Annotated in this window: 14 protein-coding genes; 10 read left to right on the forward strand and 4 right to left on the reverse strand. The window is 66.0% G+C overall.

Features of this window, described 5'->3' with window-relative positions; genetic code table 11:
• Window positions 1-63 precede the first annotated feature (63 nt).
• Both AC0J42_RS17890 and AC0J42_RS17895 read left to right on the forward strand, forming a co-directional pair.
• Entirely contained in the window at window positions 64-984 is a 921-nt protein-coding gene (locus tag AC0J42_RS17890; protein WP_416424902.1) for a helix-turn-helix transcriptional regulator, read from the forward strand.
• 42 nt (window positions 985-1,026) lie between these two features.
• Entirely contained in the window at window positions 1,027-2,136 is a 1,110-nt protein-coding gene (locus AC0J42_RS17895) for a saccharopine dehydrogenase family protein (protein WP_473002769.1), read from the forward strand.
• Window positions 2,137-2,840: 704 nt separating this feature from the next.
• On the opposite strand, the gene AC0J42_RS17900 is transcribed toward AC0J42_RS17895, so the two are convergent.
• A complete protein-coding gene (locus AC0J42_RS17900) occupies window positions 2,841-3,641 on the reverse strand; it encodes an AraC family transcriptional regulator (protein WP_473002771.1) in 801 nt (266 codons plus the stop codon).
• A gap of 105 nt (window positions 3,642-3,746) precedes the next feature.
• On the opposite strand from AC0J42_RS17900, the gene AC0J42_RS17905 reads away from it, so the two are divergent.
• From AC0J42_RS17905 to AC0J42_RS17915, 3 genes are all read left to right on the forward strand, one after another.
• Window positions 3,747-4,109 (forward strand): cupin domain-containing protein, encoded by a 363-nt coding sequence (locus AC0J42_RS17905; protein ID WP_416424905.1) that lies wholly within the window; start codon window positions 3,747-3,749, stop codon window positions 4,107-4,109.
• A gap of 169 nt (window positions 4,110-4,278) precedes the next feature.
• Window positions 4,279-5,403, forward strand: coding sequence for an alkene reductase (locus AC0J42_RS17910; protein ID WP_473002773.1), 1,125 nt, complete (start codon window positions 4,279-4,281; stop codon window positions 5,401-5,403).
• A gap of 60 nt (window positions 5,404-5,463) precedes the next feature.
• Complete coding sequence (locus AC0J42_RS17915; RefSeq protein WP_416424907.1) at window positions 5,464-5,769, forward strand: ArsR/SmtB family transcription factor; 306 nt, start codon at window positions 5,464-5,466, stop codon at window positions 5,767-5,769.
• A gap of 49 nt (window positions 5,770-5,818) precedes the next feature.
• Here AC0J42_RS17915 and AC0J42_RS17920 read toward each other — a convergent pair whose 3' ends face one another.
• A complete protein-coding gene (locus AC0J42_RS17920; RefSeq protein ID WP_473002776.1) occupies window positions 5,819-6,310 on the reverse strand; it encodes a DUF3237 domain-containing protein in 492 nt (163 codons plus the stop codon).
• A gap of 106 nt (window positions 6,311-6,416) precedes the next feature.
• Here AC0J42_RS17920 and AC0J42_RS17925 point away from each other — a divergent pair, with 106 nt between their 5' ends.
• Window positions 6,417-8,039, forward strand: coding sequence for a tannase/feruloyl esterase family alpha/beta hydrolase (locus tag AC0J42_RS17925; RefSeq protein WP_473002778.1), 1,623 nt, complete (start codon window positions 6,417-6,419; stop codon window positions 8,037-8,039).
• Between the two features lie 66 nt (window positions 8,040-8,105).
• Here AC0J42_RS17925 and AC0J42_RS17930 read toward each other — a convergent pair whose 3' ends face one another.
• On the reverse strand, window positions 8,106-9,362 hold the full coding sequence (locus AC0J42_RS17930) for an OprD family outer membrane porin (protein ID WP_416424910.1): 1,257 nt from the start codon (window positions 9,360-9,362) through the stop codon (window positions 8,106-8,108).
• 191 nt (window positions 9,363-9,553) lie between these two features.
• Between AC0J42_RS17930 and AC0J42_RS17935 the strand changes: the two genes are divergently transcribed.
• The 4 genes from AC0J42_RS17935 (at window position 9,554) to AC0J42_RS17950 (ending at window position 12,758) form a co-directional block, all read left to right on the forward strand.
• A complete protein-coding gene (locus AC0J42_RS17935) occupies window positions 9,554-10,126 on the forward strand; it encodes a GNAT family N-acetyltransferase (RefSeq protein WP_416424911.1) in 573 nt (190 codons plus the stop codon).
• Between the two features lie 192 nt (window positions 10,127-10,318).
• Window positions 10,319-11,695 carry a nucleotide 5'-monophosphate nucleosidase PpnN gene (gene ppnN / locus AC0J42_RS17940; RefSeq protein WP_416424912.1) on the forward strand — a complete coding sequence of 459 codons (1,377 nt, stop codon included), beginning with the start codon at window positions 10,319-10,321 and terminating at the stop codon, window positions 11,693-11,695.
• A gap of 389 nt (window positions 11,696-12,084) precedes the next feature.
• The gene (locus tag AC0J42_RS17945; protein WP_416424913.1) at window positions 12,085-12,339 is read left to right on the forward strand and encodes a hypothetical protein; all 255 of its coding nucleotides are present in this window, start codon (window positions 12,085-12,087) and stop codon (window positions 12,337-12,339) included.
• Window positions 12,340-12,437: 98 nt separating this feature from the next.
• Window positions 12,438-12,758, forward strand: a complete 321-nt coding sequence (locus AC0J42_RS17950) for a glycine zipper domain-containing protein (protein ID WP_416424914.1) — start codon at window positions 12,438-12,440, stop codon at window positions 12,756-12,758.
• An 833-nt stretch (window positions 12,759-13,591) separates the two neighbouring features.
• On the opposite strand, the gene AC0J42_RS17955 is transcribed toward AC0J42_RS17950, so the two are convergent.
• The gene (locus AC0J42_RS17955; RefSeq protein WP_473002780.1) at window positions 13,592-14,083 is read right to left on the reverse strand and encodes a sterol desaturase family protein; all 492 of its coding nucleotides are present in this window, start codon (window positions 14,081-14,083) and stop codon (window positions 13,592-13,594) included.
• Window positions 14,084-14,168 lie beyond the last annotated feature (85 nt).

Here is a 14,168-nt window from a genome sequence, read left to right on the forward strand (position 1 = left end):
ACAATCACCCAAAACAACACGCCTGACAGCCGCCCCCAGCGGCTGAACAACAGGAGAGACACCATGCAGTCTTCCAGCCGCGTGCCCACCTTCGGCATGCAGCAACGCAGCGAACGCCCCGACTTCTACATCCGCGACGAAAGCGTGCGCAAACCCGAGACCGCCCCGCACCGCCACGAGTATTTCCAGATCCAGGTGAACCTGGGCGGCGACACCGTGCAGCACATCGGCAACGTGCAGCGGCCCTTCCCCAGCCGCGCCCTGGCGTTCATCCTGCCGCACCGGGTGCACATGATCCCGCACCCTGCGCACGCGCATTTCCAGTTGATCAACTTCTCCCAGGCCTTCCTGCTGCCGCACCTGAGCTGCGACCCGCTGGACCTGGAAGACGTGTCGATTGCCCTGGCCCCGGAGCTGGCGCCGTTTCGCTTCCAGGAGCACCTGGACTTCATCCTCGAGCCCGCGCCCTTCGCCCAGGTGTGCGGCTTGCTAGAGCAGATGCACGCGCTGGACCGCGACCGCCAGTTCGGCATGCGCGAGTCGCTCAAGGGGCTGCTGCTGCAGCTGATCGGCGGCGTCTGCAGCCAATACGCCGAGCCGCTCAAGGCCCTGGCCAGCGGCAATGCCGCCCAGCTCAGCCGGCGCGATGCGCTCAAGCGCATGTCCACCTACGTGCGCACGCACCTGGCCGACCCGGAGCTGGACCTGAAGAAGGTGGCGGCCGCCACCTACCTGTCGCCCCACTACCTGACCCACTGGCTGAAGAAGGAGATTGGCAAGAGCTTCAGCGAGCTGGTGCTGGAGCGGCGCATGCACCTGGCCCGGCAGCTGCTGCTGGACAGCCTCAAGCCGGTGGGCGAGATCGCGCGACTGTGCGGGTTCGCCGACGAGGCCTATTTTTCCCGGCGCTTCCGCCATATCCACGGCCTGCCGCCGGGGCAGTACCGGCGCCAGCAGCAGGCGGTTACCGGCCAGGCCGGCTAGCCCCTATACTGGCGGGCATCGCCCTAGCATCAAGGACAGTACATGCGCGTGATCGTCATCGGCGGGTTGGGCAACTTCGGCGCCCGCATCTGCCGCCGCCTGGCCATGGAGCCGGGCCTGGAACTGGTGGCCACCGGCCGCAACCCGGTCAGCGGCAGCGTCTTCTTCGGGCCGCTCAGCACCATCACGACGGCGCCCCTGGACATCGACAGCCCGCGGTTGCAAAGCCAACTGGCCGACCTGCGGCCACAACTGGTGATCCACTGCGCCGGCCCCTACCAGGGCCAGGACTACCGCGTGGCGCTGGCCGCCTGCGCGGTCGGCGCGCATTACCTGGACCTGTCCGACGGCCGCGATTTCGTCGCCGACTTCCGCGCCAACGTGCACACCGCTGCCAGCGCCGCCGGGGTGCTGGCGGTCAGCGGCGCCAGCACCCTGCCCGGCCTGTCCACCGCCGTGGTCGACCAGCTGAGCGCCGGCTGGACACGCCTGGACAGCGTGCAGGTGGCCATCGCCCCTGGCCAGCAGGCGCCACGCGGCGAAGCGACGATCAAGGCGGTGTTCGGCTACGCCGGCCAGGGCTTCAAGCGCTGGCACAACGGCCGCTGGGCCACCGTCCACGGCTGGCAGAACCTGCGCCGCTTCAGCTTCGAAGGCATCGGCCAGCGCTGGGGCGCAGCCTGCGACGTGCCCGACCTGGAACTGTTCCCGGCGCGCTACCCCGGCGTGCGCGAGGTGAGCTTCCATGCTGCCCTGGAGCTGCGCATCCAGCACCTGGGCTTGTGGCTGGTGGCGGCGTTGCGGCGGGTGGGCCTACCGCTGCCGATTGCCCAGCACGCCGCGCGCTTGAACCGCTGGGCCAATGTGCTGCTGGACCGCTTTGGCAGTGACCTGGGCGGCATGCGCGTGCGGCTCAAGGGCGTGGGCGCCGACGGCCGTGGCGTGGAGTGCACCTGGCAGCTGACTGCGCCGGGGGGCAATGGCCCGGAGATTCCGTGCATGGCCACGGTGTTGCTGGCGTGCAAATTGGCCCGCGGCCAATTGCATCAGACCGGCGCCATGGCGTGCATGGGGTTGCTGACGCTGGATGAGTTCGCACCGGAGTTTGCGCGGTGGGGGTTTGCGCAGAGGGTGGAGCACACGGTGACGTGATGCAACGAGGTGAAGCTGGTTTGTGAGTTGCTGTTGATCTTGCTTTTGATCTTGCTTGTGATCTTGATTGTATGCCCCGTAAAGCGCCCGGGCCGACTGGAGGCGTTGATCAAGCGGTCCCTGGCGTAGCCGGAGAAGACGGAACCGGAGGCGCTTCTATTCCGGGCCGTCGTCCGCTTGAGCGACGCCGGAGGGAGGGGACCCGTAGCGCAGCGGAGGGCCCAAGCAGGGGCGAGCCCTTTTTGCTTCCTTTTTGGGGCGACTGCCAAAAAGGGAGTCGCCGTAAGGGCGAAACGGTCGGTGATCGCACCGCGAAAATGGATATATCCAGAAACGTCAGAAGCGGGATCCGACCATCGTGAACATATCCATTTCCTAGGGCGATGCCACTTCACCTTTCCGCCCTTACGGCGGCTCACTTTTTGTCAAACGCCACAAAAAGTAAGCAAAAAAGGCTTGCCCCTGCTTGGTCCCTACGCTTCGCTGCGGGTCCCCTCCCTCCGGCGTCGCCCAAGCGGCCGACGGCCCGGAATAGAAGCGCCTCCGGTTCCGTCTTCCCCGGCTACGCCGTGGACCGCTCGGCCAACGCCTCCAGTCGGCCCTGGCGCTTTACGGGGCACACAATCAAGATCAAAGGCCTCACGGGATCAAGATCACAAGCGGTTCGCGGGGGACGCAGGTTACGCGCGCACAAGCGCGCAGTGTCACCGCGTACCCAACATCCGCAGCCACCTCCCCGGCGCCACCCCATACGCCTGCTTGAACAACCGGCTCATATGCGCCTGGTCATGAAACCCCGCCACCGCCGCCGCCTCCACCAGCGAACATCCCGCCAGCATCGCCCGCCGCACACCCTCCAGCCGCCGCTGCACGCTGTAACGGTAAGGGCTGGTGCCAAACAACGCACGAAAATCCCGCGACAGCCCCCAGCGATCACGCCCGCTGGCCCGCTCAAGGTCGGCCAGGCAGATGGCCTCGCCCAAGGTGGCATGGATGAACTGCCGCGCGCGCTCCGCCGCGACGAAATCCAGGGCGCCACGCGGGCGCTTCTGCCCGGCGGCGGCCGCCAGGGCCTGGGCCACGTCGAACAGGGCGTCGTCCTCGGCCAGCGGGTCGATGGCGCTGTGCATGTCGCCCAGCAGCACCTGGGTGGCCGCGAACAGCCGTGGGTCATTGCTCAGGCCGCCCTCGATGAAGGGCAGCGGCTGGCCACCCAGCACCTGCTGGATCAACGCCGGCTCCAGGTAGATCATGCGGTACTGGAACCCCGCCTCGGTGCCGGCCTGGCCGTCGTGCACCTCGTCCGGGTGCAACACCAGGGTGCCGCCCGGCAGGCTGTGGCGCAGGGCGCGGCGGTAGTTGAAGCTCTGCACCCCGGCCAGGGTGCGGCCGATGGCGTAGGTGTCGTGGCGGTGCGGGGTGAAGCCGTGGCCGGCGAAGCGCGCTTCCAGGCGCTCGAAACGCGTGGGGTGCGCGGCAGGCAGTACCCAGTCGGTGGTGGTCATGCTTCAGCTTCCTGCGGGTGATTCGCAACACTGCACGATCATACAAGACCCTGCCTGATGCCGCCCGCTAAGGTTCGCCCATCCACCACCAGAGCGAATCCAAGCATGCCAGCATCCATCAATTTCCAGCAGAAATTCAGCCTGTTCAGCGAGCAGTGGCAGCCCAAGGTGATTGCCGAGATGAACGACTACCAGTTCAAGATCGCCCGCCTGCACGGCGAATTCGTGTGGCACAGCCACGCCGACACCGATGAGACGTTCATCGTGGTCGAGGGCTGCCTGCGTATCGAACTGCGCGACGGCGCGGTCACCGTCAATGCCGGGGAGATGTACGTGGTGCCCAAGGGCGTCGAGCACAAACCCTGCGCTGCGCAGGAGGTAAAGCTGCTGCTGATCGAGCCGCGCGGCGTGCTCAACACCGGCGACCAGGGCGGCGACCGCACGGCCAGCAACGACGTGTGGGTGTAACCCGTAGCAGCTGCCGCAGGCTGCGTCCGCCGACACCGCGTTCTCCCAAGGCGACCGCGGTGGGGTGGGACGCGGCCTGCGGCCGCTGCTACGCGGAATTGTGATATTGAGATATATGAATATCTAGTTTACCCTATTGCCACTTTATCGCTGAACCACAGGCTCCCCCTTGAAAGACTCCGCGCTGTTCCGCCCCGCCACCCTCGGCCCGTTCACCCTGAAAAACAGCATCGTGCTGCCGCCCCTGACGCGCTCGCGCAGCAGCCAGCCGGGCAACGTCGCCAACGCGCTGATGGCCACCTATTACCGCCAGCGCAGCAGCGCCGGGTTCATGGTCACCGAGGGCACGCAGATCGAGCCCCGTGGCCAGGGCTATGCCTGGACGCCCGGCATTCACAGCGCCGAGCAGGTCGCCGGCTGGCGCCTGGTGACCGAGGCCGTGCACGCTGAAGGCGGGGTGATCTTTGCCCAGCTGTGGCACGTGGGCCGGGTGTCGCATACCTCGCTGCAACCCAATGGCGACGCGCCGGTAGCGCCGTCGGCCATTGCCGCGACAGGCGTCAGCGTGTTCGTGGAAACCGGCCCGGGCACCGGCGCCCTGTGCCCACCCTCGACGCCGCGGGCGCTGAGCCGCGAGGAAATTGCCGAGCTGGTGCAGCTGTACGCCAGCGCCGCGCGCAATGCCCTGGACGCCGGCTTCGACGGCGTGGAGATTCACTGCGCCAACGGCTACCTGATCAACCAGTTCATCTCCGCCCACAGCAACCAGCGCGACGACGAATACGGCGGCAGCCTGGCCAACCGCCTGCGTTTCCTGCGCGAAGTCACCCAGGCCGTCGCTGCGGTGGTGGGCAAGGAGCGCCTGGGCGTGCGCTTCTCGCCGCTGTTCGAAAGCACCGACGAGGCGCGGGTATACCTGGGGCTGGTGGAACAAGACCCGCGTGCCACCTACCTGCAGGCCATCCAGGTGCTGGAAGACATCGGCATCGCCTACCTGTCGCTTGCCGAGGCGGACTGGGACAACGCCCCGGAGCTGCCGGCGGACTTCCGCCAGGTGGTGCGCGACACCTTCAGCGGCGCCATCATCTACGCCGGCAAGTACACCGCCGAGCGCGGCAACCGCGTGCTGGACGCAGGCCTGGCCGACCTGATCGCCTTCGGCCGGCCCTTCATCGCCAACCCCGACCTGCCGCGCCGCCTGGCCTACGGCCTGGCGCTGAACCCGCTGGATGCGGCGAGCATGTACGGTGGCACTGAACGCGGCTATATAGACTATCCGGTCCATAGCGAGTAAACCCCTGACGCGCCAGGCACAAGTGTCGTAAAATCACGGGATTACCCGACTGTGTGATTTATGAGCATCGATATCAACGAAGCCCTCAAGGCGCTCGACAACCCGACCCGCCTGGCGATTCTTGGCTGGCTGAAAGAGCCGAGCAAGCATTTCCCCGAGCAACAGGTGAACCCCGACGAGGTGGGCGTGTGCGTGAGCATCATCCAGGCGCGCGCCAACCTTTCGCAGTCCACCGTGTCGCTGTACCTGGCGGCGCTGCAACGCGCGCAGCTGGTGACCTCGCAACGCATCGGGCCGTGGACCTACTACAAACGCCACGAACAGAACATCGAGGCGTTCCAGCAGGCGCTGCGGGCGTTGATCTGAATGGACGCGGCCGTCGTGTAGCAGCGGCCGCAGGCCGCGTCCCCAACCATCACCGCATCCGATACACCTTCACCAGCACCGCGTCCTTCGCCGGTTTGAGGCTAGTCAGGCTGCCCACGTACACCGCCTGGTTCAGCCACCCATACGGCCCGTCCGGCGCCTGGATATTCACCGTCGAATACGCATAGCGCCCGGCGCCACTGCCATGCACCAGCACCTGGTTGCGCACGGTCAGCACCGCGCCGTCGTCGGTCTGCATCTCATACAGCGCGTCCAGCTGCTTGACGCCATCGGCGCGCAGCAGCTGGCGGTCGGCGCCGCCGGCCAGGATCCTGCCCTTGAGCCCCGCGCCGTGGAACTCCCCGCCGGTGATCGGCACCCGAAAGCGCTCGCCCAACGGGCCCTTGCCCAGGGTTTCGCCCGGGGCGATGTCGATGACGGCCTCGTACACCGGTTCCAGCACCGGCGCGGTATCGGCGGCGTGGGCCAGGGTAACGGGCAGCAGCAGGCTTAAGGCGAGTAACAGCGAGTGACGGCGCATGAGTGCATCCTTTCGAGTTGTTGTAGGGAAGCGGCTTGACCAGCAAAGTAGTTAATAGTATTAACCATATTGCTCATTCCGCCACAACAACAAAAAGGATTTGCTCGTGAAACGACCTTTTGCCCCGACCCTACTGAGCCTGTGCGTGGTGGCTGGTGCTGCCCTGGCCGACGACGATGCCCAGCGCTGCGCGGCGCTCACCAGCAGCAGCGCCGACGTCACCCTGAGCCTGCACCAGTGGGTGGCCGCCGGCCAGCTACCCCAGGCCAACCCCGGCCGCGCGGCGCTGACCGGCGCCGCCCTGAGCAAGGCCGCGATGCCGGCCCACTGCCTGGTGCAAGGCGTGATCGGCGCGCGCACCGGTGCCGACGGCCAGGCCTACGGCAGCCACTTCGAACTGCGCCTGCCCAGCCCGTGGAACGGCCGCTTCCTGTTCCAGGGCGGCGGCGGCATGGACGGCGTGGTCGGCCAGGCCCTGGGCGCCATTCCGTTCCGCGGCGCCAGCGCCCTGCCCGCCCTGGACCGCGGCTACGCGGTGGTCAGCACCGACTCCGGGCACACCGGCAAGGACAACAGCGACTCGCGCTTCGGCGTCGACCAGCAGGCCCGCCTGGACTACGCCTACGCGGCCATCGGCAGCGTCACTGCCCAGGCCAAGGCGCTGATCCTCGCCTACTACGGCAAGGCCCCGGCGCACAGCGTGTTCATGGGCTGCTCCAACGGTGGCCGCGCGGCGCTGGTGGCCGCCCAGCGCTTCCCCACCCAGTTCGACGGCATCATCGCCGGCAACCCCGGCCTGCGCCTGAGCCGCGCCGCCGTGGCCCAGGCCTGGGACACCCAGGCCTTCAGCCGCGCGGCGCCGCGCACCGCCGACGGCCAGCCGATCCTGGCCCAGGCCCTGACCCAGGCCGACCAGGACCTGCTGGCCAAGGCCGTGCTGGACCGCTGCGACGCCCTGGACGGGCTCAAGGACGGCAGCATCGACGCCATGAGCCACTGCCAGTTCGACCCCGCCGTGCTCACCTGCAAGGCCGGCCAGGCCAGCGGCTGCCTCAGCCAGGCCAAGGTCGAGGCCCTGCACGCGGTGTTCAACGGCGCCCACGACAGTCACGGCCAGGCGCTGTACAGCGACTGGCCGTGGGACGCCGGCATCGCCTCCGACGGCTGGCGCGTGTGGAAACTGGGGCAGTCCACCACCGGCAAGGCCGACGCCCGCAACGCCACCCTCACCCCCGGCTCGCTGGGGCTGTACTTCATGACCCCGGCGCAGGCCAACCTCGACCTGGCCCACTTCAATTTCGACCAGGCGGTCGCAACCACCGCGCAGACGGCGGCGATCAACGACGCGGTCGCCACCCAGTACTCCAGCTTCACCCAGCGCGGCGGCAAGCTGCTGGTGGTGCAGGGCAACAGCGACCCGGTGTTCTCCGCCAACGACCTGCGCCGCTACTGGGCGCGCCTGACCAGCGACAACGGCGGCCGCCAGCAGGCCGAGCAATGGGCGCGGCTGTTCGTGGTGCCCGGCATGACCCACTGCGGCGACGGCCCGGCGCTGGATGACTTCGACCCGCTGACCGCCATGGAAACCTGGCAGGACAAGCAGCAGCCGCCGGCGCAACTGCTGGCCCGCGGCAGCGCGTTCCCCGGGCGCACGCGGCCGTTGTGCGCCTACCCGCAGGAGGCGCATTACCAGGGCCAGGGGGATGTGTTTGCTTGTCAGGAGCCTTGATGAGTGGGACGCGGCCGTTGGCCGCTGCTACAGGGGCGTAGCAGCGGCCAAAGGCCGCGTCTGCATTCAAAACAACTTGATCGGATACCCCACCGTAAACCGCGTCTCATCCAGGCTGCTCTGGAACGTCGACCGCAGGCTGTACAGGCTCAACGACAGGCTCAGATCCTTCCACTGCCCTGACTGAATCACATAGCGCACGTTGAAGTCGCGTTCCCACTCATGCCCGTCCACCGCGTTGCTGCGTTGCACGCCCCAGCCGTGCACGTACTTGGCCCCGGCCACCAGCCCCGGCACGCCGCTGGCGGCGAAGTCGTAGTCGTAGCGCAACTGCCAGGAGCGCTCGTGGGCGTAGCCGAAGATGTTGTTGACGTGGTTGGTCATCACCGTGGGGCTGTCCTGCAGGCCCACGAAGTCGTCCTTGCCGAACATTTTCTGCAGCCCCAGCAGGAAGGTATGGCCGCTCTGCCGCCAGCTAAGCCCGGCGTAGGCGGCGCGGTTATCGAGGTCGCCAGCCTTGGCCGCGCCCTGCTCGGTGCTCACGTACAGGCCGGTGTCCAGGCGCAGGATCCCGGTGCCCATGGGCTGGTCGTAGGTGAAGCGGTAGAGGTCCTGGGCGTAGATGTCCTTCAGCTCGGCGTGCCAGTAGGCCAGTTGCAGGCGGCCGTCCACCAGGCGGAATTCGCCGCCCAGATAATCGAAGTAATCACCGTCAATGCTGCTGCCGTGCATGTGCAGCTTTTCCTGGTTGGTGGAATCGCGGTTGCTGAAGCTGTCCAGCCGGCCGCCGTACAGCGTCGCCCATTTCACCGGGTCGGACACCAGGGTGGCGCCCACGTAGGTCTGCGGCAGCAGGCGCGCGTCGTTGGTGCGCACCACCGGCAGGCTGGGCATCTGCTCGCCCACCTTGACCAGGGTGTTGAAGCCCTTGAACTTCACCGCCCCGCCCAGCCGCCCGTATTCGCCGGGGGCGCCGCTGGCGGTCTTGGGCAACAGCCCGGAACCGGCGGTGCCGGGGCCGCTGTCCAGGCGTACCCCCCACTTGCCGATGACCTCGACACCAACGCCGACCACGCCGGGGGTAAACCCCGACGTGCCCTGCAGGATAAAGCCCTGGGCCCATTCCTGGCGCTTGTTCTGGGTGGCGTCGCTGTTCTTGAAATTGCCCTGGTAGAAGGCGTTGCGGGTGTTGAGGGTGGCGCTGGCGTCGTCGAAGAATCCTTCGGCCTGCACCCCGCTGGCCTGGGCCAGGCAGCCGGCACTCAAGGTGACGGCCAGGGTGCAGGCGCGACGCGGCCTGCGCGGCATGAAAGGCTGTGCCATGGGCAATCTGACTCCGTTTATTGTTTTTGTCGGAACACGTGCCGATATCCTTCGGCACACCCGGAGTATGACCAACCGGATAATATTATTAACCATTAAGAACATTAACTGTTCAATCATCGCCCGCTATGTGTTCGGCGCCTGCGAACCGGGCTGGTACACTGCCTCATCGTTTTTGCCCAAGGACCGCCATGATCCACATCCGCCCCATGACCGACGCCGATTTCGACGCGTTCTGGCCCACCTTCCAGGCCGTGGTCGCCGCCCAGGAGACCTACGCCTACGACCCCGCGGTAACCGCCGAGCAAGCCCGCCAGCTGTGGCTGGGCCTGCCGCAGCACACCCTGGTGGCCGAGGAAGACGGCGTGCTGCTGGGCAGCTACTACCTCAAGGCCAACGCCGCCGGGCCCGGCAGCCACGTGTGCAACTGCGGCTACATGGTCACCGAGGCCGCCCGCGGCCGTGGCGTGGCGCGGCTTATGTGCGAGCACTCCCAGCGCCTGGCCCGCGACAGCGGCTTCCTGGCCATGCAGTTCAATTCGGTGGTGGCCAGCAACGAAGTGGCCGTGGCGCTGTGGACCAAGCTGGGCTTCGACACCGTGGGGCGCCTGCCAAAAGCCTACCGTCACGCCCGCCTTGGGCTGGTGGATTGCCTGGTGATGTACAAATGGCTCGAGCCACAAAACCCGCAGGCCATGCTGATTGGCCGCAAGAACATCGAATCGGTGGTGTCGCGCCCGCGTCGCAAGCCTTCGGCCCGGTAAAAAACCACAAATTTGATAATCCACGGCATTGATGCCACTCTCGGGTTATCCGGTTTTTTCCATCATCGTCATCCGGTTCAAAGAGGAGGCTTTCTTCTGTCGTGCAGCAGTTCCGGCCCGTGCCAGGCCGGATTCACAACGTTTGAATGAAGCCAGCCGCGGGTTGGCTCCATTGCTCTCAAGGAATGTGCAATGACTCAACAACGACACGTAATCAATGCATCCGTCAGCCCCAAGGGCAGCCTGGAGACCCTGTCGCAACGCGAAGTACAGCAACTGAGCGAAGCCGGTTCCGGCAGCATCTATACCCTGTTCCGCCAGTGCGCCCTGGCCATCCTCAACACCGGCGCGCATATCGACAACGCCAAGACCATCCTGGACGCCTACCAGGACTTCGAAGTGCGCATTCACCAACAGGATCGTGGTGTGCGCCTGGAGTTGCTCAACGCCCCCGCCGACGCCTTCGTCGACGGCGAGATGATCGCCAGCACCCGGGAAATGCTGTTCAGCGCCCTGCGCGACATCGTCTACACCGAGAACGAGCTGGACAGCACGCGCATCGACCTGAGCACCTCCCAGGGCATCACCGACTACGTCTTCCACCTGCTGCGCAACGCCCGCACCCTGCGTGCCGGCGTCGAACCGAAGATGGTGGTGTGCTGGGGCGGCCACTCCATCAACAGCGACGAATACAAGTACACCAAGAAGGTCGGCCACGAGCTGGGCCTGCGTAAGCTGGACGTCTGCACCGGCTGTGGCCCGGGCGTGATGAAGGGCCCGATGAAGGGCGCCACCATCGCCCACGCCAAGCAGCGCATGAGCGGCGGCCGCTACCTGGGCCTCACCGAGCCGGGCATCATCGCCGCCGAGGCGCCGAACCCCATCGTCAACGAGCTGGTGATCCTGCCCGACATCGAGAAGCGCCTCGAAGCCTTCGTGCGCGTGGGCCACGGGATCATCATCTTCCCCGGCGGCGCCGGCACGGCCGAGGAGTTCCTGTACCTGCTGGGCATCCTCATGCACCCGGACAACGCCGGCCTGCCCTTCCCCGTGGTGCTCACCGGGCCGAAAAGCGCGGCGCCGTACCTGGAGCAGCTGCACGCCTTCGTCGGTGCCACCCTGGGCGAAGCCGCCCAGCGCCACTACCAGATCATCATCGACGACCCGGCCGAAGTGGCGCGGCAGATGACCCAGGGCCTCAAGGACGTGAAACTGTTCCGCCGCGAGCGCAACGATGCCTTCCACTTCAACTGGCTGCTGAAGATCGAGGAAGGCTTCCAGCGCCCCTTCGACCCCACCCACGCGAACATGGCCAGCCTGCAGTTGAGCCGCGCGTTGCCGCCCCACGAACTGGCGGCCAACCTGCGCCGGGCGTTCTCCGGCATCGTCGCCGGCAACGTCAAGGACAAGGGCATCCGCCTGATCGAGCAGCACGGCCCGTACGAGATCCACGGTGACCCGGCCATCATGCAGCCGCTGGACAAGCTGCTGAACGCCTTCGTCGAACAGCACCGCATGAAGCTGCCTGGCGGCGCGGCATACGTGCCGTGCTACCGGGTGGTGCAGTAAGCCCCGGACGCGGCCTGCAGCCGCTGCTACGCCCTGTAGCAGCGGCCGCAGGCCGCGTCACCCACCACCATCAATTCCATCGATAACCACCATCGCGCGCTTCGTCTTCCGCCTTTCCCCCAGCGGCGTAACATCCCCTGCATACACCACGTATCGGGAGGAACCGCCCCATGCTTATCCATCTGCTCACCTGCCTGGCCTTGACCGCCGTCACCCTGCACCTGTTCGTCCTCCCGGCCGTGGACATGGCGCGCGCCGCCGTTAGTAGCCAATAGCCATCAGCTTGTACATGCACAAACGTTCACTTGAGTTTCACCCGCCTGCGTTCGAAGCTCAGCCCAACGAATATCAACCACGTTGATGATTCCTACTGCCCCGGAGCCTGCCCCATGATCCGACCCGTGACCCTGAACGTCCGCTTCCCCCGTTTTGGCAAGAACTACTACGTGCAAGACGTGGTGTCGCTGAAAGCGCCGCTGCAACTGATCACCAACAACGGTTTCGACTCGGTGCTGATGCCCCAGGCCAGCCAGCACTTCAGCAACGAGGTGGTGGGCCTGAACGACCAGTTCCGTTTCCTCAACAACATCCTTGCCGCTCATCTGCTCGACGCGCCGCAGCCCCGTGGCAACGCCCGGTCTTGAGCCCTTGCCAGCATTTGTAGCATTCCAGATACCTTGATTAGCTTGCTATCTAACTAGTGGGTTCGCAGAATTGCGACTCTTTTCAACGAGTTAACGAAATGCGCATTCTTTCCGCCCTGGTACTTTCCCTGAGCCTCTGCAGCACCGCCGCCATGGCCAACGACGTCGTTGGCGCCGTGGTCGGTGCCGCCGGTGGCGCGGTCGTCGGCAATCAGGTTGGCGGCACCCAGGGCGCGGTCATCGGTGGTGTAGCCGGTGGCGTGCTGGGCGTGGCCGTTTCCAACCTGCTGGAGCATGATCACGGTGGCCACCACCACGATCACGGCGGCCCGGCCCCAGCGCCGATGCATGGCGGCCCAGGCCCAGGCCATGGCCCCGAGCACTTCCACCACGAAGGCGAAGGCGGCCCACGCCCTTGACGAAAAAACCCGGCGAATGCCGGGTTTTTTTATCGCTGCGCGGTAGCTTTTGACCTGGCTTTTGATCTGGCTTTTGCTTTTGATCTCGCTTTTGACCTGGCTTTTGATCTTGGCCCCGTTAAGCGCCAGGGCCGACCGGAGGCGTTGATCAAGCGGTCCCTGGCGTAGCCGGGGAAGACGGAACCGGAGGCGCTTCTATTCCGGGCCGTCGTCCGCTTGAGCGACGCCGGAGGGAGGGGACCCGTAGCGCAGCGGAGGGCCCAAGCAGGGGCGAGCCCTTTTTGCTTACTTTTTGGGGCGACTGCCAAAAAGTGAGTCGCCGTAAGGGCGAAACGGTCGGTGGTCGCGCCACGAAAATGGATATGTTCGAAATCGCCGAAGCGGGATTCGAAAGCCCTATGAATATCCAGCATTCAGGGTGATGCCACTTCACCTTTCCGCCCTTACGGCGGGTCACTTTTTTTCAAACGCCAAAAAAAGTAACCAAAAAACGCTTGCCCCTGCTTGGGCCCTCCGCTGCGCTACGGGTCCCCTCCTTCCGGCGCCGATCAACGGGCAGACGGCACCCGCTATAGAAGCCTGCGGGTTACCGTCTCTTCGGCCTGCGGCCTCGGCCCTTCGGGCAGCCCGTTGATCGACGCCTCCAGTCGGCCCGGGCGCTTTACGGGGCATACAATCAAGATCAAAAGCCAGATCAAGATCACAAACCAGAGCAAAAGCCAGAGCAAAAGCCAGAGCAAAAGCCAGAGCAAAAGCCAGAGCAAAAGCCAGAGCAAAAGCCAAGGCTAGCTGGGCCTTCCCCCCCCCGCGCAACTGCTGGGCAACCGCTGAAATCAGCGTTGCTGCGCAGGGCCCGCGCAGCCTTCAGCAGCGACCACGGGCCGGTCGCGCAGCTGTTTTTCCAGGGTGGCGATGGGCGGCGCGTAGAGGAAGCCGAACGACACGCTGTTGTGCCGGCCCTTGACCTTGTGGTGCATCAGGTGGGCCTGGTACAGGCGCTGCAGGTACGGATGCCGCGGGCTGGGGCGCACCGGCCAGTGGCGGTGGACGATGCCGTCGTGGAAGAACACGTAGACCAGCCCGTACCCCGCCACCCCGGCGCCAATGCACTGCACCGTGGCGCCGCCCAGCACCAGCAGGCCCACCGCCACCAGCGCCAGCACCAGCAGGAACAGGTCGTTGTGCTCCAGCGCGCCCAGTTGTGCCTCGTGATGGGAGCGGTGCAGCCACCAGCCGGGGCCGTGCATGATGTACTTGTGCGCCAGGGTGCCGACGGCCTCCATGGCGCACAGGGTACTGAGGAAGATGAGGAAGTGGGTGATCATGGGGTGGAAGAATACCTGTGCGCCAGGTAAATGTCCCGTGGGCGGCGCCCAGGAAGCAGCCTGCGGCAGCTGCTACGCATGACCT

The organism is Pseudomonas sp. Tav-5-1A (genome assembly GCF_055755055.1).